General features: G+C 69.1%; 25 protein-coding genes and 1 tRNA gene. 3 read left to right on the top strand and 23 right to left on the bottom strand.

Annotation, left to right across the window (positions count from 1 at the left end; genetic code table 11):
- Positions 1–34: 34 nt before the first annotated feature.
- From ABD932_RS42235 to ABD932_RS42260, 6 genes are all read right to left on the bottom strand, one after another.
- Positions 35–850, bottom strand: coding sequence for a F0F1 ATP synthase subunit delta (locus tag ABD932_RS42235; RefSeq protein ID WP_345021633.1), 816 nt, complete (start codon positions 848–850; stop codon positions 35–37).
- Positions 847–1,389 carry a F0F1 ATP synthase subunit B gene (locus tag ABD932_RS42240; protein WP_030944978.1) on the bottom strand — a complete coding sequence of 181 codons (543 nt, stop codon included), beginning with the start codon at positions 1,387–1,389 and terminating at the stop codon, positions 847–849. Before ABD932_RS42240 ends, ABD932_RS42235 begins: the two co-directional genes overlap by 4 nt.
- A 40-nt stretch (positions 1,390–1,429) precedes the next feature.
- Positions 1,430–1,660: an ATP synthase F0 subunit C gene (atpE, locus tag ABD932_RS42245; protein WP_009321656.1), complete on the bottom strand. Its 231-nt coding sequence runs from the start codon at positions 1,658–1,660 to the stop codon at positions 1,430–1,432.
- 76 nt (positions 1,661–1,736) lie between these two features.
- Complete coding sequence (atpB, locus tag ABD932_RS42250; protein WP_345021639.1) at positions 1,737–2,564, bottom strand: F0F1 ATP synthase subunit A; 828 nt, start codon at positions 2,562–2,564, stop codon at positions 1,737–1,739.
- A gap of 225 nt (positions 2,565–2,789) precedes the next feature.
- The gene (locus tag ABD932_RS42255; protein WP_345021641.1) at positions 2,790–3,236 is read right to left on the bottom strand and encodes a Cg1360 family ATP-synthase-associated protein; all 447 of its coding nucleotides are present in this window, start codon (positions 3,234–3,236) and stop codon (positions 2,790–2,792) included.
- Between the two features lie 309 nt (positions 3,237–3,545).
- Positions 3,546–4,907 carry an MraY family glycosyltransferase gene (locus tag ABD932_RS42260; RefSeq protein WP_345021642.1) on the bottom strand — a complete coding sequence of 454 codons (1,362 nt, stop codon included), beginning with the start codon at positions 4,905–4,907 and terminating at the stop codon, positions 3,546–3,548.
- Between the two features lie 171 nt (positions 4,908–5,078).
- On the opposite strand from ABD932_RS42260, the gene ABD932_RS42265 reads away from it, so the two are divergent.
- Positions 5,079–5,222, top strand: a complete 144-nt coding sequence (locus ABD932_RS42265; protein WP_345021644.1) for a hypothetical protein — start codon at positions 5,079–5,081, stop codon at positions 5,220–5,222.
- Positions 5,223–5,283: 61 nt separating this feature from the next.
- On the opposite strand, the gene ABD932_RS42270 is transcribed toward ABD932_RS42265, so the two are convergent.
- From ABD932_RS42270 to ABD932_RS42340, 15 genes are all read right to left on the bottom strand, one after another.
- The gene (locus ABD932_RS42270) at positions 5,284–6,510 is read right to left on the bottom strand and encodes a serine hydroxymethyltransferase (protein ID WP_345021646.1); all 1,227 of its coding nucleotides are present in this window, start codon (positions 6,508–6,510) and stop codon (positions 5,284–5,286) included.
- Positions 6,511–6,666: 156 nt separating this feature from the next.
- Positions 6,667–7,347 (bottom strand): arsenate reductase/protein-tyrosine-phosphatase family protein, encoded by a 681-nt coding sequence (locus tag ABD932_RS42275; RefSeq protein WP_345021648.1) that lies wholly within the window; start codon positions 7,345–7,347, stop codon positions 6,667–6,669.
- Positions 7,344–7,991, bottom strand: a complete 648-nt coding sequence (locus ABD932_RS42280; protein ID WP_031485833.1) for an L-threonylcarbamoyladenylate synthase — start codon at positions 7,989–7,991, stop codon at positions 7,344–7,346. Before ABD932_RS42280 ends, ABD932_RS42275 begins: the two co-directional genes overlap by 4 nt.
- Before the next feature lie 61 nt (positions 7,992–8,052).
- A complete protein-coding gene (gene prmC, locus ABD932_RS42285; RefSeq protein WP_250089048.1) occupies positions 8,053–8,892 on the bottom strand; it encodes a peptide chain release factor N(5)-glutamine methyltransferase in 840 nt (279 codons plus the stop codon).
- Positions 8,893–8,981: 89 nt separating this feature from the next.
- Positions 8,982–10,058, bottom strand: coding sequence for a peptide chain release factor 1 (gene prfA, locus ABD932_RS42290; protein WP_345021652.1), 1,077 nt, complete (start codon positions 10,056–10,058; stop codon positions 8,982–8,984).
- Between the two features lie 105 nt (positions 10,059–10,163).
- A complete protein-coding gene (rpmE, locus tag ABD932_RS42295; RefSeq protein ID WP_030944953.1) occupies positions 10,164–10,388 on the bottom strand; it encodes a 50S ribosomal protein L31 in 225 nt (74 codons plus the stop codon).
- A 250-nt stretch (positions 10,389–10,638) separates the two neighbouring features.
- On the bottom strand, positions 10,639–11,775 hold the full coding sequence (locus ABD932_RS42300) for an LCP family protein (RefSeq protein ID WP_345021655.1): 1,137 nt from the start codon (positions 11,773–11,775) through the stop codon (positions 10,639–10,641).
- Positions 11,776–11,981: 206 nt separating this feature from the next.
- Positions 11,982–13,796 (bottom strand): trypsin-like serine protease, encoded by a 1,815-nt coding sequence (locus ABD932_RS42305; RefSeq protein WP_345021669.1) that lies wholly within the window; start codon positions 13,794–13,796, stop codon positions 11,982–11,984.
- 134 nt (positions 13,797–13,930) lie between these two features.
- Complete coding sequence (rho, locus tag ABD932_RS42310) at positions 13,931–15,961, bottom strand: transcription termination factor Rho (protein WP_345021657.1); 2,031 nt, start codon at positions 15,959–15,961, stop codon at positions 13,931–13,933.
- Between the two features lie 408 nt (positions 15,962–16,369).
- A complete protein-coding gene (gene thrB / locus ABD932_RS42315; protein WP_345021659.1) occupies positions 16,370–17,287 on the bottom strand; it encodes a homoserine kinase in 918 nt (305 codons plus the stop codon).
- Positions 17,288–17,618: 331 nt separating this feature from the next.
- Positions 17,619–18,677, bottom strand: a complete 1,059-nt coding sequence (thrC, locus tag ABD932_RS42320) for a threonine synthase (RefSeq protein WP_345021660.1) — start codon at positions 18,675–18,677, stop codon at positions 17,619–17,621.
- Positions 18,678–18,683: 6 nt separating this feature from the next.
- The gene (locus ABD932_RS42325; protein ID WP_345021671.1) at positions 18,684–19,973 is read right to left on the bottom strand and encodes a homoserine dehydrogenase; all 1,290 of its coding nucleotides are present in this window, start codon (positions 19,971–19,973) and stop codon (positions 18,684–18,686) included.
- Positions 19,974–20,143: 170 nt separating this feature from the next.
- Positions 20,144–21,535 (bottom strand): diaminopimelate decarboxylase, encoded by a 1,392-nt coding sequence (gene lysA, locus ABD932_RS42330; protein ID WP_345021661.1) that lies wholly within the window; start codon positions 21,533–21,535, stop codon positions 20,144–20,146.
- Positions 21,536–21,555: 20 nt separating this feature from the next.
- Positions 21,556–22,632: an ArgS-related anticodon-binding protein NrtL gene (nrtL, locus tag ABD932_RS42335; RefSeq protein ID WP_345021663.1), complete on the bottom strand. Its 1,077-nt coding sequence runs from the start codon at positions 22,630–22,632 to the stop codon at positions 21,556–21,558.
- 307 nt (positions 22,633–22,939) lie between these two features.
- Positions 22,940–23,593 (bottom strand): response regulator, encoded by a 654-nt coding sequence (locus ABD932_RS42340; RefSeq protein WP_345021673.1) that lies wholly within the window; start codon positions 23,591–23,593, stop codon positions 22,940–22,942.
- A 60-nt stretch (positions 23,594–23,653) separates the two neighbouring features.
- Between ABD932_RS42340 and ABD932_RS42345 the strand changes: the two genes are divergently transcribed.
- Positions 23,654–23,725 (top strand) — tRNA-Arg (locus ABD932_RS42345).
- Between the two features lie 336 nt (positions 23,726–24,061).
- Here the strand turns inward: ABD932_RS42345 and ABD932_RS42350 are convergent.
- Positions 24,062–24,886 (bottom strand): IS5 family transposase, encoded by an 825-nt coding sequence (locus ABD932_RS42350; protein ID WP_345021665.1) that lies wholly within the window; start codon positions 24,884–24,886, stop codon positions 24,062–24,064.
- A 387-nt stretch (positions 24,887–25,273) separates the two neighbouring features.
- On the opposite strand from ABD932_RS42350, the gene ABD932_RS42355 reads away from it, so the two are divergent.
- Positions 25,274–25,807, top strand: a complete 534-nt coding sequence (locus ABD932_RS42355) for a CbrC family protein (protein ID WP_345021667.1) — start codon at positions 25,274–25,276, stop codon at positions 25,805–25,807.
- On the opposite strand, the gene ABD932_RS42360 is transcribed toward ABD932_RS42355, so the two are convergent.
- A protein-coding gene (locus tag ABD932_RS42360) for an IS5 family transposase (protein ID WP_345021675.1) occupies positions 25,804–26,615 on the bottom strand; the annotation gives its coding sequence in 2 pieces (ribosomal slippage) (positions 25,804–26,276 and positions 26,276–26,615; 813 coding nt in all). The two genes, ABD932_RS42355 and ABD932_RS42360, sit on opposite strands and share 4 nt — an antisense overlap.
- Between the last annotated feature and the right edge of the window lie 106 nt (positions 26,616–26,721).

The following is a 26,721-nucleotide window of genomic DNA, read 5'->3' on the forward strand; positions in this document are numbered from 1 at the left end:
CCGTCGTAAGTACGTACTGCGTATTGAGTTACTGCTAGCTCGCCAGTCGGCGGCCGGCGTCCTCGATGCGGTCCGCGAGGGAGCCGTTGATGACCTCGTCGCCGACCTGCACCCGGATACCGCCGACGACCTCGGGGTCCACGTCGATGTTGAGGTGCATCGTGTGGCCGTAGAGCTTCCCGAGAGCGGCGCCCAGGCGCTGCTTCTGCCTGTCGCTCAGCGGCACCGCCGAGGTCACGACGGCCACCAGGCGCTCCCGGCGCTCGGCGGCGAGCTTGGACAGGGACTCCAGTCCCGACTCCAGGCTACGTCCACGCGGCACGGTCACAAGACGCGTCACCAGACGCTCGGTGGTCGCCTTGGCCCGACCGCCGAGCAGGCTGCGCAGCAGCTCGCTCTTGGCCGAGGTGGTGGCGGCACGGTCGGTCAGCGCGGCGCGCAGCCCGGTGCTCGAGGCGACGATCCGGCCGAACCGGAACAGCTCGTCCTCGACGTCGTCGAGCGAGCCCGCCTTCTGCGCGGCGGTGAGGTCGGCGGTGTTCGCCAGCTCCTCCAGCGCGTCCACCAGGTCGCGGGACTGCGACCAGCGGGAGCGCACCATGCCGGCCAGCAGGTCAGCGGTCTCGCCGCCGACCTGGCCGCCGAGCAGGCGCTGGGCCAGCTCGGCCTTGGCCTCACCGGCCTGCGCCGGGTCGGTCAGGACCCGACGCAGCGACACCTCGCGGTCGAGCAGCGCGGTGACGGCGGCCAGCTCGTCGGCGAGCCGTCCGGCGTCCACGGACGTGTTGTCCGTCAGCGCGTCGAGTCGCTCGCGTGCGGCTGCCAGGGCCTCGCGGCTCGCTCCGTTCATCGTCCGGCCTCGGCCTTCTCCTCGAGCTCGTCGAGGAAGCGGTCGATGACACGGCTCTGCCGGGCGTGGTCCTCGAGGGACTCTCCGACGAGCTTGCCCGCCAGGTCGGTGGCAAGCTTGCCGACGTCCTGGCGCAGCGCGGACGCGGCGGCCTTGCGGTCGGCCTCGATCTGCGCGTGACCGGCGGCGACGATCTCCTCGCGCTGCCGCTGGCCTTCCGCGCGCATCTCGGCGATGAGCGTGGCGCCCTGCTCCTGCGCCTCCTGGCGCAGACGCGCGGCCTCGTGCCGGGCCTCGGCGAGCTGGGCCTTGTACTGCTCCAGAACGCTCTGGGCCTCGGTCTGGGCGGCCTCGGCCTTCTCGATACCGCCCTCGATGGCCTCGCGGCGCTCTTCCAGAACCTTGTTGATGTTCGGGAGGAGCTTCTTGGCGAGGAAGCCGAAGACGATGACGAAGGCGAGCAGGCCGATGACAAGCTCAGGGACCGGCGGAATGAGGGGGTTCTCCCCCTCGCTCGCCGCGATGAGCAGCTGGCTCATGTGAGTGCCTTTCGTCTAGTCGGCTGGACTGGTGGGTTGATCAGTAGCCGTAGACGAACGGCATGACCAGACCGATCAGGGCGAGCGCCTCACAGAAGGCGAAGCCGAGGATCTGGTTGGCACGGATCAGGCCGGCGGCCTCGGGCTGACGGGCCAGGGCCTGGGTGCCGTTACCGAAGATGATGCCGACGCCGACGCCGGGGCCGATCGCGGCGAGGCCGTAACCGATGGAGCCGAGGGAGCCTTCGACAGCAGCAAGGGTCTGGGACATGCCAGTTCTTCCTTTTCTTTACGGACCGGTGGGGGTTGGCCACCGGACGAATTGTGGCGGTGAGAGGGGCGGTGGCTCAGTGGTGCTCGGCGAGAGCGCCCTGGATGTAGGTGCACGTCAGCAGAACGAACACGTACGCCTGCAGGGCCTGGATGAACAGCTCGAAGGCCGTCATCACGATGACCATCACGAACGAGACACCCGCGTAGGCGATGCCCCAGCTGTTCAGCATGTACCAGCTGGCGATCGTGAACAGCAGCAGCAGGGTGTGACCGGCGAACATGTTCGCGAAGAGTCGCACGGCGTGCGTGAACGGCCGGATCAGCAGGTTCGAGAAGAGCTCGATCAGCATGGCCAGCGGCAGCACCGCGCCCAGCGACTTGTCGTAGCCGGTGACGTTCTTCCAGAAGCCGACGAAGCCGTGCCTCTTGAAGGTCAGGGACACCCAGAGGATGTAGACGATCAGCGCCAGGACCAGCGGGTACGAGATGATCGCGGTGACCGGGAACTGGGCGATCGGGATGATCGACCACAGGTTCAGCATCCAGACGAAGAAGAACAGCGAGACGACGAGCGGTACGTACTTCTCGCCCTCCCTCTTGCCGATCGTCTCGTAGACGACACCGCGTCGGATGAAGTCGTAGCCGGCCTCGGCGACCATCTGGAGCTTGCCGGGGACGACCTGCGGCCTGCGGAAGGCCGCCCAGAAGAACCCGATGATGATGACCGAGCCGAGCAGCGCCAGCAGCATCGTCTTGTTGAAGTACAGGTTGCTGTCCCCGTCACCCAACAGGGGCTGGAACAGGAACGAGTGCAGGCCCGGCGACACCTCGGCGAAGCCACAACCGTCGAACAGGTGGCAGTTGGTGTCGAAGGCGAGCACCTGCGTCGGGTCAGCACTCACCGCGGGCTCCTTCAGCGTGGCGCATAGGTACGGCAACCTCGTTGTGTCGGCGCGGCGCGCAGCCGCGGTTCGGCACGGGACTGGTGTTACGGATATGGGGGCGGCTGTGGGGCATCTCGCCTCGCGATTGAGCAGGCGTCAGCTCAGATGCCCGCGCCCGCGATGCCGCAGTTGGCACCGGACGATAGCAGGGTCTCTTGAGCGCCTTTATCCCGCCCCTACCTCTCACGACGAGTGCCCCGTCTTTTCGGGCTTGTCACCCTTCGAGGAGGCGCCCGAATCGGGTTCTACGTAGAGGATCTTGGCCTTCATGTGGGCACGCGTCTGCATGGCGATCCACACGAGCGTGCCCGCGAGCAGCGTGAACGCGAAGGCACGAGGGTTGAACAGCGTTGTGTTCTTGAACGCGGCCATGAAGATGAACAGCAGCAGGATCTGTGCCGCGTACAGCATCAGGCCCATCGCCTGGAAGAGGTGCGGAAGCGATTTGGCAGTGCGCTGGAGAACGTAGAGACCGAGCCCCATGAACAGGATCACGACCAGCGTCGCGACGACCGCCCCGATCGCTCCCTTGCCACCGGCGACCACGCCACTGACGACGGCGGCTACAGCGCCGACGGCGGCTGTGGGCACAGCGGCCTGGAGCAGGATCCGGACGTCATTGGACGGCATGGCGGCAACTCCGCTTTCACGGTGGGGGCAGGGTGTCGTCATGGACGAGCGTAGTCCCGGGCTGAGAGAGAACCTCACGCCAATGGACCGTCGCACTACGGTCCTTCGGCTCTATCCGGGGGTTCTCGTGAACCGTATCACAAACTATTTGATGAGGTCTTTACCTGGGGGTGTGCTGGGTGTCACACATGAGAGTGACAGCGCGCGTCTGTGCAGAAACCCGGCCGACTTGTCTGGTATTAGGGGCTTCGTTCCCCCATGACTTGGCAATGCTCTAGTCAGATTCTTACCTTGCGGGCGCTCTTACCGTCAGCGTGAGGTTCCGGCTTTACGCCGGTCCAGGAGGCGCGAACGGGCGCCGATGGCGGTCGCCCCGTTGACGCGCGCAGCCCCGGCGGCGACCGGCGTGCGCGGCTCCTCCACGGAGCGGGTCCCGGTCGCGTCCGCCGCTGTCTCGGCGGAAGCGCTCTGCGGGATCGTGGCGGACGGTTCCGCGACGGCCCTGCGGCGGCGGTAGCGCGGCGGCACGAAGGCCTCGGCCCAGCGCGGGGTGCGTGGCGTGAAGCGGGGCAGCAGAAGCAGCACGAGCCCGATGGCGCTCAGGAACACCACGCCCAGCACGATCCACATGGACGCCGAGTTCACGGAGTAGGCGAGCGCGCCGAAGGCGATCAGCGCCGACCAGAAGTACATGATCAGCACCGCGCGGCTGTGGGAGTGACCGATCTCCAGCAGGCGGTGGTGCAGGTGCCCCCGGTCGGCGGCGAACGGCGACTGGCCGCGCCAGGTGCGGCGCACGATCGCCAGGACCAGGTCGGCGGCCGGCACGGCGATGATCGTCAGGGGCATCAGCAGCGGAATATAGGCGGGCACCATCTGGTGCACGGTGTTGCGCTCCGAACCGGAGAACAGGTTCAGCCTGTCCGGGTCGATCTGGCCGGTGATGGAGATGGCCGAGGCGGCCAGCACCAGGCCGATGAGCATCGATCCTGAGTCCCCCATGAAGATCCGCGCGGGGTGCATGTTGTGGGGCAGGAAGCCCACGCACATGCCGATCAGGATCGTCGCGAAGAGCGTCGCGGGGGCGGCTTCCTCGATGCCGTAGCCGTACCAGACGCGGTACGCGTACATGAAGAAGGCCAGGGACGCGATGCACACCATGCCCGCGGCCAGGCCGTCGAGTCCGTCGACGAAGTTGACCGCGTTGATGGTGATGACGACGAGCGCCACCGTCAGCAGGGTGCCCTGCCACGGAGTGATCGCGACCGTGCCCACGCCCGGGATCGGCAGCCACAGGATCGTCAGACCCTGCATGACCATGACGCCGGCGGCGATCATCTGGCCGCCCAGCTTGATCAGGGCGTCGATCTCGAACTTGTCGTCCAGGACGCCGATCAGCCAGATGAGCGCCGCTCCGGAGAGCAGCGCCCGCGGCTCGTTGGACTTCTCGAAGACCGTACTGAGGTTGGTCAGATGGTCGGCGACCAGCAGGCCCGCGCACAGGCCGAAGAACATCGCGATCCCGCCGAGCCGCGGAGTGGGCTCCCGGTGCACGTCGCGTGCCCGGATCTCCGGCATCGCTCCGGCCACGATCGCGAATTTCCGTACCGGCCCTGTCAGCAGATACGTCACCGCGGCCGTGATGCAGAGCGTCAGCAGGTATTCGCGCACGGGCTGCTCCCTGGCGTTTCGGTCTCGACCAAGCCAGTAGCTTAGACCGTAGCGCGGTCGTCCCCGGTTCGCGGTTCAGGCCTGCACAGCCCTGGAGGGGCCTTACGGGGCCCGAACACAGGCGTACTCAGGAGCAACAGGGCAGCCGGCCCGAGAACGATCACCATCGCAATGGGACTCGGCACAGCCACGCTGTTCACGGGTACGGCGACCCACCATGCGACCACCACGGCCAGAGCCGACCGACTCGTCCCCCAGCATGCGGACCGCGCCCACCAGCAGCAGCTGGGCCCTGTCGCCGGACTCGCCAACTGATGTGACACAAGAGTCCCGGTCGGCCTGAGGTACCGCCTCGGGCCGACCGGGATTTCTGGTTTCAGGAATACGGCGGGAATGTGCGTGTGAGTTCGCGGACCTCTTCACGAATTCCGGGTTCCTGGCGGAGTGCCGCCACGAGCAGCGCCGCGATGCGCCCCATCTCGCTCTCCCCCATGCCCTGCGTGGTCAGCGCCGCCGTGCCGAGGCGCAGGCCGCGGGCGTCGCCGTGCGGCAGCGCGCAGCAGTCCAGCACGATCCCGGCCGCCGCGAGCCGCCCGCGGGCGCTGCGGCCGTCGACGCCGAGCGGGGCGGGGTCGGCGGTGATGAGGTGGGTGTCGGTGCCACCCGTCGTGACGACGAGCCCCTCCGCGGCCAGCGCGGCCGCCAGGCGCCTCGCGTTGGCGACCACCTGATGGGCGTAGGCGGTGAAGGCCGGTGTCGCCGCCTCGCCGAACGCCACGGCCTTCGCGGCGACGGCGTGCATCTGGGCGCCGCCCTGGGTGAACGGGAAGACAGCGCGATCGACGCGCTCGGCGAGGTCCGAGCCGCACAGGATCATGCCGCCGCGCGGGCCGCGGAGCACCTTGTGGGTGGTCGCGCACACGACATCGGCGTACGGCACCGGATTCGGCGCCGCTCCCCCGGCGACGAGCCCGATCGGGTGGGCGGCGTCGGCGATGAGATACGCCCCCACCTCGTCGGCGACCTCGCGGAAGAAGGCGTAGTCGATGTGCCGGGGGTAGGCGATGGACCCGCACACGATCGCCTTGGGCCGGTGGCTCAGGGCCAGGGTGCGTACCTGGTCGTGGTCGATGAGGCCGGTCTCCGCGTCGACGCCGTAGGGGACGAAGTCGAACCAGCGGCCGGAGAAGTTCGCGGGCGAGCCGTGCGTGAGGTGGCCGCCGTACGGCAGCCCGAGGGCGAGGACGGTGTCGCCGGGCCGCAGCAGGGCGGCGTACGCGGCGAGGACGGCCGACGAACCCGAGTGCGACTGCACGTTGGCGTGCTCGGCCCCGAACAGCGCCTTGGCCCGCTCCACGGCGAGCCGCTCGGCGACGTCGACCATCTCGCACCCGCCGTGGTACCGGGCGCCCGGATACCCCTCCGCGTACTTGTTGGCGAGCGGCGACCCGAGAGCCGCCAGCACGGCCGGCGACGTGAAGTTCTCGGCGGCGATGAGCTGGAGCGTCGTCGACTGCCGGTCGAGCTCCCCGAGCAGGATGTCGGCGACCTGCGGGTCCTGGCGGCGCAGGACGTCGGCCTCGATGGCATGGGTGACCGTCATGGTGGGCTCCGGGGCGTCGACGGTGACGTACGTCCAATGTAGGCCGGGGAGCCCAGGTGCGCCCGGTGTTGTCACGTCCTCGCGGCCACATGCGTGAGCGCCGTGACCGCGGGATGCGGCGCCTCGTGCGTCTCGGACTCCGCCCGCCGACTCACGTCACGCCCGCGCGGCGACCCCCGTCAACGCCGTCACCACCGGATCCAGCGCCTCGTGTATCTCGTCCCCGACCGACCGGAAGAACGGCAGCGGTGCTCCGTACGGGTCGTACACCTCGTCCGCCTCCGCCGTCGGCGCGAGGAGCCACCCGCGTAGAGCGGCCGCCGCACGGACCAGGGCCCGGGCGCGGATCACCACGCCATCCTCCAGGGGAGGCAGTGTCGCCGGGTCTATGGCCTTCACCAGGCGGGTGAACTCCTTGAGGGTGAAGGTGCGCAGGCCCGCCGAGTGGCCCATGGAGATGACCTGGGCGCGGTGGTCGCGGGTGGCGGTCAGGACCAGGTCGGCGCGGATGACGTGCTCGTCGAGGAGCTCGCGGCCGACGAAGCCGGAGGCGTCCGCGCCGAAGTCGGCGAGGACCGTCTCCGCGTTCGATTCCATGGGCGCGCCCTCGTGGCCCCAGGTGCCCGCGCTCTCCACGATCAGCCCGCCGCCGAGCACACCTAGGCGCTGCGCCACGAAATGACGGGTCAGCCGCTCGGTGATCGGCGAGCGGCACACGTTGCCGGTGCTGACGTGGAGGATGCGGAAGCTGTCGCGCGGGAGTCCGACGAATGTCGTGGTGATCTCCGCCGCGCCTTCCCCGTTGCCTATGCCACGCCCCGCTTCAGGGGCTGTCAATTGGCCACCTCGAGGTCGGGTACGACCTTGCGCAGCTCGTCCGCGGAGATCGCCCCCGCACGCAGGAGGAGGGGCACCTCGCGCGTGACGTCGACGATCGACGACGGGACGTTGCCGGGGGTCGGGCCGCCGTCCAGGTAGACGGAGACCGAGTCGCCGAGCATCTCCTGCGCGGCGTCACAGTCCTCGGGGGCGGGGTGGCCCGTCAGGTTCGCCGACGACACCGCCATCGGGCCGACCTCGGTGAGCAGCTCGATGGCGATCGGGTGCAGTGGCATGCGCACGGCAACCGTGCCCCGGGTGTCACCCAGGTCCCACTGCAGCGACGGCTGGTGCTTGGCGACCAGCGTCAGCGCGCCCGGCCAGAACGCGTCGACCAGCTCCCAGGCCAGCTCGGAGAAGTCGGTGACGAGACCGTGGAGCGTGTTCGGGGACCCGATCAGCACAGGGGTGGGCATGTTGCGGCCGCGCCCCTTGGCCTCCAGCAGATCGCCGACGGCCTCCTTGGCGAACGCGTCGGCGCCGATGCCGTACACCGTGTCGGTCGGGAGGACCACGAGCTCGCCACGGCGGACGGCGGACGCGGCTTCACGCAGACCGGTCGTACGGTCGGTCGCGTCGTTTGTGTCGTATCGCCGTGCCATATCTAGCGGGCCTCCTCGTACACGAAGTACACGTACTGCGGGACTGAAGTGCTGGGGGTGGTCACGGCAGCGCCTTGCGGGCGGTCGCGAACCTCGGGCGGTTGTTGAGGTCGGGATGGTCGGCCGCGTCGGCCCAGCCCCGCTCCTCGGTGAAGATCCACGGCACCTGGCCGCCCTGGGTGTCGGCGTGCTCGATGACGACGACACCGCCCGGACGCAGGAGCCGGTGTGCGGTCCGTTCCAGACCGCGGATGAGGTCGAGGCCGTCCTCGCCCGAGAACAGGGCGAGTTCGGGATCGTAGTCCCGCGCCTCGGGAGCGACGTACTCCCATTCGGTGAGCGGGATGTAGGGCGGGTTGGAGATGACCAGGTCGACCTGGCCGTCCAGGTCCGGGAAGGCGTCCAGGGCGTTGCCCTGCCGCAGGTCGACCCTGGACCCCTCCACGTTCTTCCGCGTCCACACCAGGGCGTCCTCCGACAGCTCCACGGCGTGCACGCGGGAGCGCGGGACCTCCTGGGCGAGGGCGAGCGCGATGGCGCCGGAGCCGGAGCACAGGTCGACGATGCAGGGCTCGACGACGTCCATCGCGCGCACCGCGTCTATGGCCCACCCGACCACCGACTCGGTCTCGGGGCGGGGCACGAACACCCCGGGCCCGACTTGGAGTTCGAGATAGCGGAAGTAGGCCCGCCCGGTGATGTGCTGAAGCGGCTCACGCTGCTCGCGACGGGCGATGACCTCCCAGTAGCGGGCGTCGAAGTCCGCGTCCTTCACGGAGTGCAGCTCGCCCCGCTTCACGCCGTGCACGAACGCGGCGAGCTCCTCCGCGTCGTTGCGCGGCGAGGGCACGCCGGCGTCGGCCAGCCGCTGGGTGGCCTGTGCCACCTCCGCGAGCAGCACGCTGCGGGGGCTTTGGGGTCGCCCCCCAAGAGATTGCTGCACGCAAGTCCTCCGTGTCGTACTCGTCCGTGCGTACGTCCTTTACGTCGTTACGCAGCCGCCAGCTTCGCCGCCGAGTCCGCGTCGACGCAGGCCTGGATCACCGAGTCGAGGTCGCCGTCCAGGACCTGGTCCAGGTTGTAGGCCTTGAAGCCGACGCGGTGGTCCGAGATGCGATTCTCCGGGAAGTTGTAGGTACGGATCTTCTCGGAGCGGTCGACCGTGCGGACCTGGCTGCGGCGGGCGTCGGCTGCTTCCTTCTCCGCCTCCTCCTGTGCCGCGGCGAGGAGCCTGGAGCGCAGGATACGCATCGCCTGCTCCTTGTTCTGCAGCTGGCTCTTCTCGTTCTGGCAGGAGGCGACGACTCCGGTCGGAATGTGCGTGATGCGCACCGCGGAGTCGGTCGTGTTGACGGACTGACCACCCGGGCCGGACGACCGGTACACATCGATCCGGAGGTCGTTCGGGTTGATCTCGACGTCGATCTCCTCGGCCTCGGGCGTGACCAGCACACCGGCCGCGGAGGTGTGGATACGGCCCTGGGACTCGGTCGCCGGCACCCGCTGCACGCGGTGCACACCGCCCTCGTACTTCAGCCGCGCCCACACACCCTGCCCGGGCTCGGTGGCACCCTGGCCGCCCTTGGTCTTCACCGCGACCTGGACGTCCTTGTAGCCGCCGAGCTCGGACTCGGTGGAGTCGATGATCTCGGTCTTCCAGCCGACGCGCTCGGCGTAGCGCAGGTACATGCGCAGCAGGTCGCCGGCGAACAGCGCCGACTCGTCGCCACCCGCGCCGGCCTTGATCTCGAGGATGACGTCCTTGTCGTCGCTGGGGTCGCGCGGGACGAGCAGCAGGCGGAGCTTCTCCGTCTGCTCCTCGCGCTGCTTCTCCAGCTCCTTGACCTCGGCGGCGAACTCCGGGTCGTCGGCGGCGAGTTCACGCGCCGTCTCGATGTCGTCGCCGGACTGCTTCCAGGAGCGGTACGTGGCGACGATCGGGGTGAGCTCGGCGTAGCGCTTGTTCAGCTTGCGCGCGTTCGCCTGGTCGGCGTGGACCGACGGGTCCGCGAGCTTCGTCTCCAGGTCGGCGTGCTCAACGACCAGGTCCTCGACGGCCTCGAACATCTTGGGGCTCCTGTGTCCGTACGTGTGTGAAGGGCGGGCGACCAAAAACGCCGGTCCCGGCGCGCCTGAGTAGGGCGCGGCCGTGGACCGGCGAATTGGAGCTCGCTACTTCTTGGAGCCGGCAGCAGCCTTGCCGAAGCGGGCCTCGAAGCGGGCCACACGGCCACCGGTGTCGAGGATCTTCTGCTTGCCCGTGTAGAACGGGTGGCACTCGGAGCAGACCTCGGCGCGGATGGTGCCGCTGGCGATCGTGCTACGGGTGGTGAACGACGCGCCACAGGTGCAGCTGACCTGCGTCTCGACGTACTCGGGGTGGATGTCGCGCTTCAAGGTGTCTCCTAGTTTCGGGAGGGCGCCGGGTCGCAGCCGCGGGATGCGGGAGCGTGAACCGGAGCCGACGTACCAGTCTGCCAGGACTGGTGTCCATCAGCCAAAACCGGGGGTGGCTGTGGGGTATTCCCCGCGGGTGGGGGGTGGGTTCGCCCAAGGGGGTGCCGGGTTGCCGCCGTGGCGGGTGCGGGTTCGTTGTGGCTGGTCGCGCCCACGCGGCGGAGCCGCAAATCGATACAGCCCCGCGCCCCTAGCCGGCGCTGACGACTCCGTTGGCATCGCCCTTCGCGGTGCCCTCGGTGGCCGCCTTCGGGATCGCCCTGTCGTTCTTCAAGGCCTCCCACACCATCTTCGACTTCGCCTCCGCCACGATCACCCGGTTCGGGTCCGCCGGGTCGTACTGGACCGGCATCGTGACCATGTTCATGTTCTTGGAATTGATGCCCTTGAGGCCGTTGGCGAAGGACATCAGGGAGTTGACCGTGCCGAGGTCGGAGTCGGTCGTGACCGTCTTGGTGGCGGTGTTGGCCAGGTCGTAGAGCCTCTTGGGGTTGCCGAAGAGGTTGATGTCCTTGACCTGGTTGATCAGGGCCTTGATGAAGGCCTGCTGGAGCTGGATGCGGCCGAGGTCGGAGCCGTCGCCGACGCCGTGCCGGGTGCGGACGAGGCCGAGGGCCTGCTTGCCGGTCAGCTCGTGGGTGCCGGCCTTGAGGTTGAGATGGCTGTCGGGGTCGTCGATGTTCTTGGTCGTGGTGACCTTGACGCCGCCGAGCTCGTCGATGAGCTTCTGGAAGCCGGAGAAGTCGACCTCCAGGTAGTGGTCCATGCGGATGCCGGTGAGGGACTCGACGGTCTTCACCGTGCAGGCGGCGCCGCCCGTGGAGTAGGACTCGTTGAACATCACGTCGGACGCGGCGTCGTGTGTGTCGCCGTTGGTGTCGGTGCACTTGGGACGGTCGACGAGGGTGTCGCGCGGGATGGAGACCACGCTGGCCTTCTTGTGGCCCTCGTAGACGTGGACGATCATCGCCGTGTCCGAGCGGGCACTGCCGTCGTCGGCGCCGCCGCCGAGCTTCTTGTTGCTGCCGGAGCGGGTGTCGGAGCCGAGGACGAGGATGTTCTCCGAGCCGTTGTCGACCTTCTCCGGCCGGTCGGTGCCGAGGGCCTGGTCGATGTCGACGCTCTTGATGTTGCCGTTGAGCTTGAAGTACAGGTACCCGGCGCCGGTGCCGCCCAGGACCACGATGCCGGCGGCCGTCCAGGCCATGATCAGCAGTCCCTTGCGCTTGTCGCGCGGCTTGCGACGGCGGCCCTTGGCGCGGTGGCGCGGGCTCGTGGTGCCGGCATCACCCGGTATGCCGGGCTCCGGCGTGCTCTCGGCGGACACTCTGCTCCTCGGTTCTCGTCCGGTCGGTTACCCCCTGCATCAAGGGTCAGGCGTGGTCATTTGGCACGTACCACACCATCGTGACCCCGTCCGGTCAGACGGCGAAACTCGGAGAAGGGTTGCACAACGGACCGTGCCTACCGCCGGGGAGCGGTGGGCACGGTCCGTAGTCGGTGATACCGGGTGCACCCGTCTCACCTGCGATTTCAGCCGAAGATGTCGTACTGCTTGTAATCGGTACCGACGGACTTCGGTGTGGCAAAGATCTCGCTGGTGGCCTTGCCGGTGCCCGGGTACAGGTAGAGCGTCCCGGCGGAGTTGCGGGCCAGGAAGTCGGCCTTGCCGTCGCCGGTGACATCACCGACGGCGTCGAAGCCGTTGTAGGTCGCCCAGGTGCGCACCTTGATCCGGGTGGCGAAGGCGCCCGTGCCGGCCTTGCCGGTGCCCTTGAACAGGTAGATGTAGCCGCCGGACGAGCTGCGCGCGATCAGGTCGGTCTTGCCGTCGCCGGTGAAGTCGCCGTGGCCGCGCAGGGAGTTGTACTGGTTCCAGCCGGAGCCGACCTTCACCCGGGTCCCGAACGTGCCGTTGCCGTTGCCGGGGTAGATCCAGAGGTAGCCGCCGGAGTCGACCGAGAGCAGGTCGGGCTTGTAGTCACCGGTGACGTCGCCCGGGACGACGATGCGGGTGCGGGTCTTCCAGTTGTCGGCGATCTGCTTGGTGGCCCAGGTGCCGCTGGCCGGCACGTAGTGCGACCAGAACACGTCGCCGTCGGCGCTGCGCCGGTACAGCAGGTCCTGGTAGCCGTCCCGGTCGAGGTCGGTCTGCAGGACGACGTTGACGCCGTCCCAGTTGCCCCAGGACTCGCGCGCGGCGAAGGAGGTGCCGTTGGAGTCCTTGGAGTAACCGGTCTTGGTGGAGGCGTTGCGCAGCCACATGTCGGCGCGGTGGTCACCGCTGATGTTGGTGTCGTCCACCCGCGGGTAGGCCGCACCGACATAGCTGCTGACCTTGGCGAAGACGCTGTACGCGCCCTCGGCCACGCAGTCCTGCACACCCCAGGAGACGACACCGACGATCCGGCCGTTCACGACGAGCGGCCCGCCGGAGTCACCGTTGCAGGCGGAGGTCGTACCGCTGTCGCTGCCGCTCGCCGGCGTGCCCGCGCAGACCATGTGGCCCTTGATGAACTCGCTGCCGTAGTAGCCCGTGCAGGTGCTGTCGGACTGGATCGGCAGCGTGGCCGTCTTCAGCGTCTCGGAGATGTCCTGGCTGGTGGAGCTGGTACGGCCCCAGCCGTAGACCTTGGCGCTCGTCCCGGCGGCGTACGAGGCGGTGTCACCGGACGTCGTCATACGGATCGGCGTCGCCTTGACCGGGTTGGCCAGGGTGATGACGGCGATGTCGTTGTCGATCGTCGTCGAGCTGTACGACGGGTGGTACCACTGCCGGTGCGGCAGCGTGACGGTGCCGCCGTGCAGGTCGCTGTTGCCGGCCTCGTCGGTGGTCGGCAGCTGGGCGGTGCCGGTGACGACGGCGCCGTAGTTGTACCAGTCGTAGCCCTTGACGCAGTGCGCGGCGGTGAGGATCTTCGTCGGCGCGACGACGGCGCCTCCGCAGAAGAACCCGAGGTCGTCGGCCTCGTCGGTGGTGCCCTGGTCGTCGTAGTACCAGAGCTGCGCCATCCAGGGCGCAGAGGTGATGGTGGTCTCGGTACCGCCGATGACCATGGGGCTCGCGGTGGAGTCATCGGAGGAGCTGCCGCTGGTGCTCGCGCCGTACGACGACTTCTCGGTCGTCTCCCCCGCGGTGTCGTCACCGGCGACGGCACCCGCGACGCGCCGCTCCAGCTCGGCGAGCGAGGCGGAGCTGGTGGCGGGCTTCACGGTGGGCTCGGGCAGCACGGTCGCGGCCCCCGCGGACGAGGTCAGCAGCGCGGCGGCGACGGCCGCGGCGACACCGGCGGCGGCGACGGGCAGCCCGAAACGTATCCGGCGTCTGTGACGACCGCTGCCGGACATGGTGGTGGTCAAGAAGGTCCCCCCAGGGATGCGTGAGTAGGAAGGGGCGCACGGATACGCCCGTCCCTATCAGCGCCAAAAGGCCGCCCCCCGTCACTTCTGACGGGGGGCGGCCTTTGTCGGATCGCTTCGGCTCAGTCTCCGTTGCCGGGCGTCGGCGTCGTCTTCTGGATCTGCATCAGGAACTCGGCGTTCGACTTGGTCTGCTTCATCTTGTCGAGGAGCAGCTCGACGGCCTGCTGCTGGTCGAGGGCGTGCAGCACCCGCCGCAGCTTCCAGACGATGGCGAGCTCGTCGTTGGCAAGCAGGATCTCTTCCTTACGGGTACCGGACGCGTCCACGTCCACCGCCGGGAAGATGCGCTTGTCGGCGAGCTTCCGGTCGAGCTTGAGCTCGGCGTTGCCCGTGCCCTTGAACTCCTCGAAGATCACCTCGTCCATGCGGGACCCGGTGTCCACCAGGGCGGTGGCGAGGATGGTCAGCGAGCCGCCGTCCTCGATGTTGCGGGCCGCACCGAAGAAGCGCTTCGGCGGGTACAGCGCGGTCGAGTCGACACCACCGGACAGGATGCGGCCGGAGGCCGGGGCGGCCAGGTTGTACGCACGGCCCAGACGCGTGATCGAGTCGAGCAGCACGACCACGTCATGGCCCAGCTCCACCAGACGCTTGGCACGCTCGATGGCGAGCTCGGCGACCGTGGTGTGGTCCTCGGCCGGGCGGTCGAAGGTCGAGGAGATGACCTCGCCCTTGACCGACCGCTGCATGTCGGTGACCTCTTCCGGACGCTCGTCGACGAGGACGACCATCAGGTGGCACTCGGGGTTGTTGTGCGTGATCGCGTTGGCGATCGCCTGCATGATCATGGTCTTACCGGTCTTCGGCGGGGCCACGATCAGACCGCGCTGGCCCTTACCGATCGGCGACACGAGGTCGATGATGCGGGTGGTCAGCACGCCCGGGTCGGTCTCCAGACGGAGCCGGTCCTGCGGGTACAGCGGGGTGAGCTTGTTGAACTCCGGGCGGCCGCGGCCGTGTTCGGGCGCCATGCCGTTGACGGAGTCGAGGCGGACCAGCGCGTTGAACTTCTCGCGCCGCTCGCCTTCCTTGGGCTGACGGACCGCACCGGTGATGTGGTCGCCCTTGCGCAGGCCGTTCTTGCGGACCTGGGCGAGGGAGACGTACACGTCGTTGGGGCCCGGCAGGTAGCCCGACGTACGGATGAAGGCGTAGTTGTCGAGGATGTCCAGGATGCCCGCGACGGGGATCAGGACGTCGTCCTCGTTGATCTGCGGCTCCGAGGCCATGTCGTCACGGCCGCGACGGCCACGGCGGTCGCGGTAACGCCCGCGACGGCCACGACGGCCGCCGTCGAAGTCGTCGTCGTCCTGCGGGCCGTTGTCGCGCTGACGGTCCTGGCGGCCGCCGCCCTGCTGCTGGCCCTGCTGGCGGTCCTGACGGCCGCCGCCCTGCTGGTCGTCGCCCTTGCGACGGTCACCGCGGTCACCGCGGTCACCGCGGTCACGGTCGCGGCCGCGCTCACGGCGGTCGCGACGACGGCCCTCGCCCTCACCGGCGTCACCCTTGGCGTCGCCCTGCTGGGCCTGCGACTGCGCGGGCGTCTCGGCCTTCGGCTCGCTCTTGGCCTCGGCGGCGACCGTCTCGGGGGCGCCCGCCTCGGCGGTGGCGCGGCGACGGCGGCGCTCGGTCGGCGCGTCCTCTCCCCCACGCTCGAACTCGCTCGTGCGGGAGGGGCCCCCGGCCGGCTGGCCGGGGATCTCGATCTGCTGCTGGGCCACGGCCTTCTCGGCGGGGGCCTCAGCCGCCTTCTCCGCCTTCTTCTCGGCGTCCTCGCCGGTACGAGCCTTGGAGGTGGCGCGGCGCTTGGGCTTGGTCTCGGTGGCGGCTTCCGCCTTCTGAGCCGCGGCACCTCCCCCGGCCTGCGCCTCCTTGATGACCTCGATCAGCTGGCTCTTGCGCATGCGCGCGGTGCCCCTGATGCCGAGGCCGGATGCGACCTGCTGCAGCTCGGCCAGCACCATGCCCTCGAGGCCGGTACCGCGGCGCCGCCGGGAGCCGGCACCGCTGGCAGGCGCGGAGGCGTCCGTGGCGGGCGCGGCAGCGGTCTCCTCGACACGTGCGCCCATCAGATCGGTGGTGTCGCTCACGAAGGGTCCTTCCCTGGAGCGGACGTCGGCCTGTCTGGCTCGGCGACCGGTTGTGCTGTCCGGCGTCGGTCCTTGGTGTGTGGACCGTGCCGGGGCGGTGGTCCGCCAAAGCGGCGGAGGGAATATCTGGTGATGGCGCTTCCCAGAACCGTGGCACTGAGTGTCGGTGTCATTCGGCTCGGTCGCGCCAGTTCCGGAGCGTGCCCGGCGAGTCGCTCAGTGCCCGCGTACGAGGTACTGCCCGCGTACGTCGTACGGAACACAGTGCGGCTTGGGAGGCTCCCGGAAGAATGTCTGTCCCGGACGGGGACACGAAGCACCTCGCCATGGTGGGGTCGGGTGCAGACTTGAGGTTAACACTACCGGATCCAACAAACATTCCCCCTCTCGAAATCCGGCAACCGTGTGTCAGGTCGCAAGCGGCAGCACGCTCGCTCCCTGGGCGTCGAGGTCGAGCCGGTTCGCGGCCCACCCCTCGCCTGCCAGATGGGACACCTTGTCGGCACTGTCCTGATCGGCCAGCGCCAGAACGGTCGGGCCCGCGCCGGAGATGACCGCCGGGACTCCGTCGGCCCGCAGCCGCTCCACCAGCGCCGCGCTCTCGGGCATCGCGGGCGCGCGGTACTCCTGGTGGAGACGGTCCTCGGTGGCGGGCAGCAGCAGCTCGGGGCGCCTGGTCAGGGCCTCGACGAGCAGGGCGGCACGGCCCGCGTTGGTGGCGGCGTCGACGTGCGGCACGGTGCGCGGGAGCAGGCCGCGCGCGGTCTCGGTGAGGACCGGCTTTCCGGGCACGAAAACCACCGGAACGATGGAATCGGCGGGATCCATCCTGATCGCCCGCGCGGCACCGCCCTCCATCCAGGAGAGAGTGAATCCGCCGAGCAGACAGGCCGCGACGTTGTCGGGGTGGCCTTCGATCTCGGTGGCGAGCTCCAGCAGGGCCGTGTCGTCGAGCCTGGCCTCGCCGCCTATCGTCACGGCGCGCGCGGCGACGATGCCGGCGCAGATGGCGGCCGACGAGGAGCCGAGGCCCCGGCCGTGCGGGATGCGGTTGGCGCAGACGATCTCCAGGCCGCGCGGCTGGCCGCCCAGCAGATCGAAGGCGGTGCGCAGGGAGCGTACGAGAAGGTGCTTTTCGTCACGCGGCAGCGTCTCGCTGCCCTCACCCGCGATGTCGATGTGCAGCCCGGAGTCGGCGACCCGGACGACGACGTCGTCGTACAGCCCCAGCGACAGGCCCAGGGCATCGAAGCCCGGGCCGAGGTTGGCGCTGGTGGCGGGGACGCGCACCCGGACGGCGGCGGCGCGGAACGCTGGACCGGCCATCTCTCGATGACTCTCCTTGAGCTGCGTGATTGTCGAAGACATTCGATGACGTACGACGGACCCTGGAGCCGCGTCCGGCCGGGAGGCCGGTGGCGTGCCCCTGCCGCTTGCGGGCCGCGGAGACGGCGCGGCCACGTGCCCCATGCGGAGGCATATGCGGCGGGCGGGTTCAGTACAGCCTATCGAAGGTAGGTTCTGTGGCGACATAGGGCGCACAGGAGGCGCACGATGCGTGTCGTAAGCCCCCTGTGCACCCCCCGTAGGGAAGTTCCCCAGGTGAGCGCCCTCTGACTCGCTGGCGCGAGCCTACTGCGACGGGGTGTGGCGGCGCTTACGCCAGGCCGAGGCGCTCGGCCGCCGTGGCCGCGTCGACCGGGACGGTGACGGGCTGCGGGGCGCCGGCGACGGCCCAGTCGGGGTCCTTGAGGCCGTTGCCGGTGACGGTGCACACGATCTTCTGCCCCGGGTCGACCTTGCCCTGCTCGGCGGCCTTCAGCAGACCGGCGACGGACGCGGCGGAGGCGGGCTCCACGAAGACGCCCTCCTGAGCGGCCAACAGCCGGTAGGCGCGCAGGATTTCACGGTCCGTCACCTCGTCGATGAACCCGCCGGACTCGTCGCGCGCGGCCAGCGCGTACTGCCAGGACGCGGGGTTGCCGATGCGGATGGCGGTGGCGATGGTCGACGGGTCCTTGACGACCTCGCCGCGCACGATGGGCGCGGAGCCGGAGGCCTGGAAACCCCACATGCGCGGGGTCTGCTTCGAGACACCGTCGGCGGCGTACTCCGTGTAGCCCTTCCAGTACGCGGTGATGTTGCCCGCGTTGCCCACCGGCAGGACGTGGATGTCGGGGGCGTCACCCAGCATGTCCACGATCTCGAAGGCAGCCGTCTTCTGCCCCTCGATACGCACCGGGTTGACCGAATTGACCAGCGCCACGGGGTAGTTGTCGCTCAGGTCGCGGGCGAGCGTGAGGCAGTCGTCGAAGTTGCCGTCGACCTGGAGGATCTTCGCGCCGTGCACGAGGGCCTGGCCCATCTTGCCGAGCGCGATCTTGCCCTGCGGGACGAGAACGGCCGAAACCATGCCCGCGCGCACGGCGTAGGCGGCAGCCGAGGCGGAGGTGTTGCCGGTGGAGGCGCAGATGACCGCCTTCGCGCCCTCCTCCTTGGCCTTGCTGATGGCCATGGTCATGCCGCGGTCCTTGAAGGACCCGGTCGGGTTCGCACCCTCCACCTTGAGGTGGACCTCGCAGCCCGTGCGCTCGGAGAGCACCTGCGCGGGCACGAGGGGCGTGCCGCCCTCGCGGAGCGTCACGACCGGCGTGGTGTCGGAGACGGGCAGCCGGTCCCGGTACTCCTCGATGATTCCGCGCCACTGGTGGGTCATTGCTGGTTACTCTCCTTCAACCCGCATGATGCTGGCGACACCCCGCACGGTGTCGAGCTTGCGCAACGCCTCGACGGTCCCGCCGAGGGCCGCGTCGGACGCACGGTGGGTGACGACGACGAGGGAGGCCTCGCCGTCCTTGCCCTGCTGGCGAACCGTATCGATCGAGACTCCGTGCTCTGCGAACACGGTCGCCACCTGGGCGAGAACACCCGGTTTGTCCGCCACGTCGAGGCTGATGTGATAGCGCGTGACGACGTCACCCATCGGCGAGACGGGCAGGGCGGCATACGCCGACTCGCCGGGCCCCGTTGCCCCGCTGAGCCGGTTGCGGCAGACGGCGACGAGGTCGCCGAGCACGGCGGACGCGGTCGGGGAACCGCCCGCGCCGGGGCCGTAGAACATGAGCTGACCGGAGGCGTCCGACTCCACGAACACGGCGTTGTACGCGCCGCGCACCGAGGCGAGCGGGTGGGTCAGCGGGATCATGGCGGGGTGCACGCGCGCGGTGACGGAGGCCCCGTCCCCGGCCCGCTCGCAGATGGCGAGCAGCTTGATGGTGCAGCCCATCTCCCTGGCGGAGGCGAAGTCGGCCGAGGTCACCTCGGTCATGCCCTCGCGGTAGACGTCGTCGAGACGCACGCGCGTGTGGAAGGCGATACCGGCGAGGATGGCGGCCTTGGCGGCGGCGTCGAACCCTTCGACGTCGGCGGTCGGGTCGGCCTCCGCGTACCCCAGGGCGGTGGCCTCGTCGAGGGCCTCCTGATACCCGGCGCCGGTCGAGTCCATCTTGTCGAGGATGAAGTTCGTCGTGCCGTTGACGATGCCGAGCACCCGGTTGACCTTGTCGCCGGCGAGGGACTCGCGCAGCGGGCGGATCAGCGGGATGGCGCCGGCGACGGCGGCCTCGTAGTAGAGGTCCTTGCTGTTCGCCTCCGCCGCCGCGTGGAGGGCGGCGCCGTCCTGGGCGAGGAGCGCCTTGTTGGCGGACACGACGGACGCGCCGTGCTCGAAGGCGGTGGTGATGAGGGTGCGGGCGGGCTCGATGCCGCCGATGACCTCGACCACGACGTCGATGTCGCCGCGTTTGACGAGGGCGGTGGCGTCGGTGGTGATCAGCGCGGGGTCGATGCCCTCACGGACCTTGGAGGGCCGCCGTACGGCCACGCCCGCGAGCTCCACGGGGGCGCCGATCCGGGCGGCGAGGTCGTCGGCGTGCGTCGTCATGATGCGCGCCACCTCTGAGCCAACAACCCCACAGCCCAGCAGCGCCACCTTCAGCGGACGCGTACGCATCATCCGACCTCGTTTCCTCATACCGTCTACGGTTGCACCAGTCTCACTCACCGGACGGGAGTTTCTGCCCTTCGTCCGGATCGTGAGACATCTATTTCATTTGTACGGGGGTGGAAGACAGGAGATCTTCCGCCCGGGGTTTTCCGGTTCGGCCCGGTCGACCGGGTGGGTCACCCGACGTCGAGCCGCAGGAGGTCCTCCTCCGTCTCCCGACGGACGATCACCCGGGACTCGCCGTCGTTCACGGCGACGACGGGCGGCCGGAGCACATGGTTGTAGTTGCTGGCCATGGACCGGCAGTAGGCACCTGTGGCCGGTACGGCGATGAGGTCACCCGGTGCCAGGTCGGCGGGAAGGAACGCGTCCTTCACGACGATGTCGCCACTCTCGCAGTGCTTGCCGACGACGCGCGCGAGCATCGGCGGGGCGTCGCTGGTCCGGGAGACGAGGGCGACGCTGTACTCCGCGTCGTACAACGCCGTACGGATGTTGTCGGACATGCCGCCGTCGACGGAGACGTACGTCCGCAGCCCGTCGAGGGGCTTGATGGTGCCGACCTCGTAGAGCGTGAAGGCGGTCGGCCCGACGATGGCACGCCCCGGCTCGACCGAGATCCGCGGCGTCCGCAGCTTGGCGGCCTCACACTCACGGGTGACGATCTCGGTGAGCGCCTTGGCGATCTCGTGGGGTTCGCGGGGGTCGTCGTCGCTGGTGTAGGCGATGCCGAGGCCACCCCCGAGGTCGATCTCGGGGAGCTCGACCCCGTGCTCGTCCCGAATGTCCTTGAGCAGCCCGACAACCCGGTGCGCGGCGACCTCAAAGCCGGACATGTCGAAGATCTGCGACCCGATGTGCGAGTGGATCCCGATGAGCTCGAGCCCGTCGAGCTGCAGGGCCCGCCGCACGGCCTCCGCGGCCTGCCCGCCGGCGAGCGGAATGCCGAACTTCTGGTCTTCGTGGGCGGTGGCGATGAACTCGTGCGTGTGCGCTTCCACGCCCACGGTGATACGGATCTGCACCCTCTGCCGCCTACCCAGTGACTGCGCGATGTGCGCGACGCGGACGATCTCCTGGAAGGAGTCGAGGACGATCCGTCCGACGCCGGCGTCGACGGCCCGGGTGATCTCGTCGACGGACTTGTTGTTGCCGTGGAAGGCGATGCGGTCGGCCGGCATCCCGGCGGACAGGGCGGTGGCGAGCTCGCCGCCGGAGCAGACGTCGAGGTTCAGCCCCTCCTCGTGCAGCCAGCGCACGACGGCGCGGGAGAGGAACGCCTTGCCGGCGTAGAAGACGTCGGCCTCGGTCCCGAACGCGGCGCGCCAGGCGCGGGCCCGGGCCCGGAAGTCGGCCTCGTCGAGGACGTAGGCCGGGGTGCCGTGCTGTTCGGCGAGGGTCTTCACATCGATACCGCCGACGGTGACCACGCCTTCGGCGTCACGGGCGACGGTCTGGGCCCACACCTTGGGGTCGAGGTCGTTGAGGTCGGCCGGCGGGGCGGAGTAGTGGCCCTCGGGGAGGACGTCGGCGTGACGGGGCCCGGCGGGGTGTGCGGAACGGCTCATCGTTCTTCTCTTCGGCTCTCTCAGAGGTGATCGGGTGCGTCGATGCCGAGCAGGGACAGGCCACCGGCCAGCACCGTCCCGGCGGCTTCGGCAAGGGCGAGCCGGGCACGGTGGGCGGCCGAGGGTTTCTCCGCACCGCGCGGGAGGACGGCGGGCAGGAGGGGCAGCACGGCATCGGCGACGGTGACGAGGTGCCGGGCGAGACGGTCCGGGGCGCGGTGCGCTGCGGCTTGGGCCAGGACTCGGGGATGGTCGGCGAGCAGGACGGTGAGGTGGTGTCGTACGTCGTGTCGTACCTCGGGTCGTACGTCGTGTCGTACGTCCCCGGGTTCGGCGTCGAATCCCAGGTCGGCGGCGTTACGGCTGAGCGCCCGGGTGCGGGCGTGGGCGTAACGGACACGGAAGAGAGGATTGCTCTCGCGCTGGACGAGGTGCTCGTCGGTGATACGCGGCCGGTCGTGGGCGGCGGGGTGGAGGAGGGCCCAGCGGGCGGCGTCGCGGCCGAGGCGGAGGGGATCGGAGGCGGCCGGGACGGGCCGTACGTCGATGATCAGGGGCGCGGGGAACACGAGCTTGCTGTGGGTGTCGAGGCGCACGCCCAGAACGGCTTCCCACTCCGGCGCGGGGCGGGTCTCACAACCGACGCGGACAGAGGCGCCCTGGGAGCGCAGGATGCGGCCGAGGGCGTCCGCGAGGACGACGGCGCGGACCTCGTGGGCGGCCTGGAACTGCCGGACGTCCCCGCTGAGCCCGACGGCGTGCCCGTACCGCCGGCCCCGCCCGAGGATCTCCTCGACGACGGCGGTGGAGGCGGCGTCGCGCAGGCTGATGTTGAGGAACCCGGGTCCGGTGACGACGACGTCGGCGACGCCGTCGGCGGTACGCAGGTGCGCCTGGAGGATCTCGGCGATGTCCCGCGGCGGCTGCCCGGCCGGGCGGGCGAGCTGGAGGGCGACGTTGGTGGCGTAATCGCCACGGCCACCGGGCCCGGGAGCGGTGACAACAGCCCGCTCCGGCACCGGGACATGCAGTTCTCCCTCGTCGACAGCACGACGCACCGCCCACAGGACGGTACGGGAGAGCTCGACGGGGGTCACGGGGACAAGCGTATGGGAGGAGGGGGGTGGGTATGCGAATGGGTTTGGCGGGGGTCCGCGATGTGGACGGTGGGGTGGCCTGCGGTGGGCGGGGGTGGGGGCGCTGCGGGTGGTTTCGGTGCCGAGTGGTTTCGGTGCCGGGAGGTTTCGGTGCTGAGTGGTTGCTGCGCCGAATGGTTGTTGTGCTGAGTGGTTGTTGTGCTGAGTGGGATCAGCAAGGAAAGCCACAGCGCGTGCAGCACGGTTGGCTGCACGGTGTGCTGCACGGTCGTTCAGACCGGAGTCACCGGCTGTGAGCCGCCGACGGTCAGCCGCCGGTGCGCCCGGCGGCCTCTTCGGCCCCGAAGACGCTGCCGAGGACGGCCTCCCTCTCACTCCGACCGTCACCCGCACGGCCGGGCTCGCTGCTCAGTTCCCCACTCCGTCCGCCGGCCGGTTCAACACCCTGTCCCCCACCGCTGCGCCCCGCACTCCGTGCCCGCTGGATCAACTGCCGTACGAGACTGACGAGTTCGGCCGGTGCGAAGGGCTTGGCAAGGAAGGCGTCGACGCCGACCTCGAGGCCGCTCTCGATCTCGTACTGGGTACAGGCGCTGATGATGGCGAGGGGAAGATCGCGGGTACGAGGGTCGGAGCGCAGCCGGGCGGCGGTCCGCAGCCCGTCGAGGCGCGGCATGACCACATCCAGCGTGACCACATCGGGCCGCACCCGATGAACGACATCAAGACACTCGGCACCATCGGCCGCGGTCACGACCTCGAGCCCCTCCAGCTCGAGATTGACCCTGATCAGCTGCCGGATGACCTTGTTGTCGTCCACAACAAGCACCCGGCCCGACACGCCTGGCACAACTCGAGAGTAGGTCGGGACCGGCCACCGCGTCCGGGTTTTCCCCACTTCCACCCCCTGCGGGCGAGCCACCCCAGGTGACGCGGGTGCCACGCCCGGAAACCCGTTCATGAACACCCACCTGAAGCTGGTAGGGTTCTACCCGTCGCCGCCAAGCAAGGCGCCTGACACGCCCCCGTAGCTCAGGGGATAGAGCAACGGCCTCCGGAGCCGTGTGCGCAGGTTCGAATCCTGCCGGGGGCACTCCGGATCGAGGCGCTGAACAGCGGAAACGCGGTTCAGCGCCTTTCTTGTGCTCACTAAAAGGCACACGGCCCACCTTGCCGTCGCTCCCTCTTGGGAAACCGCCCTGACCTGGCCCTTTATCGTGCCAGACACGCGAGATCCCGTATGTCCGATCCCGCGAAACCGAGACTCGCGGGACATACGCGGGACGCGAGCTCCACGCGGAACGCCCTCCTCAGGCAGGGACATACTCCGATCCGCAGGTTCATCGGTCGACTGCAGGCAAAGGCAGACGGAGCCGCAGGCCGTTGCACTTAGTGAGCGTTTGATTCTCGGTTGTCTGTTTCATTTGGCTTAGCTGTCGCGCCAGTTGTGGGTGGCTTCGTGGGTGAGGCGGCGGGTCATGAGGTTGATGGCGGCGAGTTGGATCATGGCTGCCGATCGGTGGGGGTGGGTTTCGTAGTCGCGGGCCAGGCGGCGGTGGTGCATGAGCCAGCCAAGGGTGCGTTCGATGACCCAGCGGCGGGGTTGGACGTGGAAGCCGCGGACGTTGGGGTCGCGTTGGACGATCTCGAGGTCGATGCCGAGGTGGGCGGCGTGTTCGACGGCTTTGGTCTTGTAGCCGTTGTCGGCCCAGGCCTTGGTGATGGTGGGGTGGCGTGCGGCGATGCCGGCGAGGAGCTGGGTGCCGGCGGCGGAGTCGTGAACGCTGGCGGCGGTGACCGTGACGGCCAGGAGGAGGCCGAGGGTGTCGGTGACGATGTGCCGTTTGCGTCCGATGATCTTCTTGGCCGGGTCGACGCCTTGGCCGGCCAGGGGGACGGTGGCGGAGGTTTTGATGCTTTGGCTGTCGATCAGGCAGGCGCTGGGTTCGCCGGTGCGGCCTTCGGCCTGGCGGACTTTGCCGCGTAACAGGCCGGTGAGCTGGTCGAAGATGCCGTCGGCTTCCCAGCGGGCGAAGTAGCCGTAGACGCTCTGGTGGGGCGGGAAGTCGTGAGGCAGGTAGCGCCAGGGGATGCCGGTGCGGTCGACGTAGAGGATGGCGTTCATCAGGGTGCGCAGGTCGTGGGTGGGCTTGCGGATGCCGTTGCGGGCCTGACGCCACGCTTCGAGGGTGGGGCGGATGAGTTCCCAGCGGGCGTCGGACAGGTCGCTGGGGTAGGGCCGTGGGGTTTGCATGATGGGTGCGTATGCGGTGGCGGCCGCCCTGACCAGGGCGTGTGCGGGGGTGCCGGGTGCACCGGAGCGTGCGGTCTCAACGCGGTGCGTACCGGTAAATTTCTAAATGAGACAGGAGCTCTTGTAGGGAACCCGGCGCATTTGCGGCTCTGCCGATTGCCGCAGAAGCGGTGTTTCCGGCGAATCGCTTCGCTGAGCGCTCGATCCGGCTCCTGAAATTCCCCATGAACCATCCAATACCAGAATCAAACGCTCACTAAAGGCTATCTCAATTGGCTGGGCCACGAGGAGTACGACGCCGCGCTTGATCAGGGAACCGTTCGCGGACAGACTGCTCTTCATGGGATCAGTAGGAATGGCCACCGGGGCGCAGATCGGGAACCGGCGATGAGTGCCAGCCTGCCCTTCTTTCGCTATCACCCAGACCCTCTGGCAAGCGGGTCCATCCGCGCGGCCGCCGAAACGTGCGCCTGCTGCAAGCGCAACAGGGGATGGATCTACACGGCCACGTTCTACACCGCACACGAGGTCAACGGACGTTTCTGCCCGTGGTGCATCTCAGACGGGAGCGCGGCTGAACGCTTCGCGGGTGAGTTCACTGACTCTTACGGGCTCGACGGTGTCAGCGAGGAGGTCTTGCACGAGGTCACCCGCCGCACCCCTGGCTTCCATGCCTGGCAGGATCCGCACTGGCTCGTCCACTGCCAGGACGCGGCCGCCTTCGTGGGCGAAGTCGGATACACCGAGTTGGCGGCGCATCCCGAAGCCCTCGACCAGCTGGGGACCGACATGCGCCTCGACGGCTGGCACGACGAAAACCAGCTTGAGCACTTCCTGACCCACCTGGGCGACGGGGCGACCGCCATGCTCTTCCGCTGCACCGTCTGCGGCACCCATCTCGCCTACGCCGACGCATCCTAGAAGTCGTCTGCTTGGGCGAGTCGTCGGTAGCAGATGAGGGTGCATGCGATGCCGGTGAAGGCCAGGAAGTGGCTCGCCTTACGTTCGTAGCGGCGGTGCAGACGTCGGCATCCGGCGAGCCAGGCCATGGTGCGTTCGATGGTCCAGCGGTGCCGGCCCAGCCGCTGGCTGGAGTCTGTGCCCTTGCGTGCGATCCGGGGCGTGATCCCGCGGCCGCGTAACCATCGTCGCAAGTGGTTGTAGTCGTAGCCCTTATCGCCGTGGAGCTTGCCGGGCCTGCGTCGCCGTCGGCCGCGCCGGGACCGGATCGGCGGTATCCCCTGTACCAGCGGGATGAGGGCCTGGCTGTCGTGCGTGTTCGCGCCGGAGATGCCGACGGACAGGGGCAGACCGGTCCGCTCGGTGATCAAGTGGATCTTCGAGCCGTACTTGCCCCGGTCCACAGGATTCGGGCCTGTCAGGTCCCCCTTTTCAGGGCTCGCATGTTCACGGAGTCGATCGCGCAGCGGGACCAGTCGAGCTCGCCGCGGGCACCGAGCTCGTCGAGGACCAGGCGGTGGAGCTTCGCCCACACCCTGGCCTTCGACCACTCCGTAAAGCGCCGGTGAGCTGTCGCTCCCGACGGCCCGAACGAGGCCGACGGCAGCTGCTGCCAGGTGCAGCCCGACGTGGCCACAAACACGATCGCAGCCAGCACCTCCCGGTCACCATGCCGACGCCGGCCTCCGCCTTGCGGACGAGTCGGCGCCTCCGGCACCACCCGCTGGAACAACTCCCACAGCTCATCCGGCACCAGCCGCTCAACGATCCCCACTGCAGCAAGCTATCGAACTCGCCAAATGAGATGACCTGTTAGACCGTGTCCTATGTGGTGAGGGGGACGTTGACCCGGTATGGGGCGGGGAACGTGGAGC

The organism is Streptomyces shaanxiensis (genome assembly GCF_039537145.1).
Taxonomy (GTDB): domain Bacteria; phylum Actinomycetota; class Actinomycetes; order Streptomycetales; family Streptomycetaceae; genus Streptomyces; species Streptomyces shaanxiensis.